This window comes from Rhodoferax sp. RT5P35, from assembly GCF_056521385.1.
In genome coordinates this window covers 1-1,308 of sequence record NZ_JBWMAX010000177.1, presented here as the reverse complement: position 1 = coordinate 1,308, position 1,308 = coordinate 1, and the positions used below count along the sequence as shown (strand labels likewise).

Annotated in this window: 1 protein-coding gene; it reads left to right on the top strand. The window is 61.3% G+C overall.

Features of this window, described 5'->3' with window-relative positions:
• Window positions 1–36 precede the first annotated feature (36 nt).
• Window positions 37–1,220, top strand: a protein-coding gene (locus AC097L_RS24740) for an IS3 family transposase (RefSeq protein ID WP_479589367.1) whose coding sequence is annotated in 2 segments (ribosomal slippage) — window positions 37–307 and window positions 307–1,220 — 1,185 coding nt in all. Because the reading frame shifts where the segments join, the coding sequence is not laid out codon by codon here.
• Window positions 1,221–1,308: the final 88 nt, after the last annotated feature.

Below are 1,308 nucleotides of genomic sequence, written 5' to 3'. Positions count from 1 at the left end.
ACACCTCGATAGGTGGAATCCACCTGGACGAGAAATATGACCAAGAAGCAAAGACGAACATTCAACGCGGAGTTCAAGCTGCAAGTCGTGCAGATGATTCGCGAGCAGGGCTTGAGCGTGATTGAGGTTTGCCGCGACCTGAAGCTCGGCGAGACGGCCGTACGGCGCTGGCTGGCGCAAGCCGATGAAGAGGCCGCAGGCCGCCCCGGCATCGGCAAACCGCTCACCGTCGAGCAGCAACGCATCCGCCAGTTGGAGGCCGAGAACAAGCAACTGCGCGGCGACGTAGATATCCTAAAAAAAGCATCGGCCTTCTTTGCCCGCGAGCTTCGATGAGCTACCAGTTCGTCGAGCAGTTGCACAAGAAGGCCGTCACCGTTGAGCGGCTATGCCGTGTTCTGGGTGTCAGCCGTTCGGGCTATTACGGTGCCCGCCAGCGCGCCAAAATTGCGCCCAAGGCCTGCTTGGTCAGCACGCAATTGAAGGCCGAGTTTGCCGCCAGCGGCAAGGTCTATGGCAGCCGTCGCCTTGGCGCGGTACTGCGTGCTCAGGGGCTGCACATCGGGCGTTACCGCGTACGGCGTTTGATGCGTGAAAACAGGTTGCGGACCCTGTGGCGGCGCAAGTTCGTTCACACCACCGATAGCAGTCATGCGCTGCCGGTCTCGGACAACGTGCTGGCGCGCCGCTTCAACCCGAGCAGCCCCAACCAGGCCTGGGTGAGCGACATCACCTACATCCGCACACGCAGTGGCTGGCTGTACTTGGCCGTGGTGCTGGACCTGTACGCCCGCAAAGTCGTGGGCTGGGCGATGGCGCCGACCATGCATGCCGAGTTGGTGTGCGCGGCGCTGCAGTTGGCCATCGCGCAGCGCCGCCCCGCGCCAGGGCTGATTGTTCATTCCGACCGTGGAAGCCAGTACGCCAGCGCGCTGCACCAGGCGCTGCTGGCGCGCCACGCTCTAGTCGGCAGCATGAGTCGCAAAGGCAACTGCTGGGACAACGCTGTCATGGAGCGCTTCTTCCTAAGCCTCAAGACCGAGCGGGTCTGGCAGCGCGACTACGCCAACCACGCCGAGGCCATGACCGATATCGCCGACTACATCGTTGGCTTCTACAACAGCGTGCGGCTGCACTCCAAACTGGGCAACTTGCCACCCAATGCTTTCGAGCAGCAATCGGCAATCAAACAACCTATCGCGGTGTCCGAAAAAACTTGACCAGCACACACCCACGCCACGCTGCATGGAATTGAAATTTTTCGAGGGGTGAAGTTCAAACCCACCGAAGCAGAAGTGGCGGCTCAAC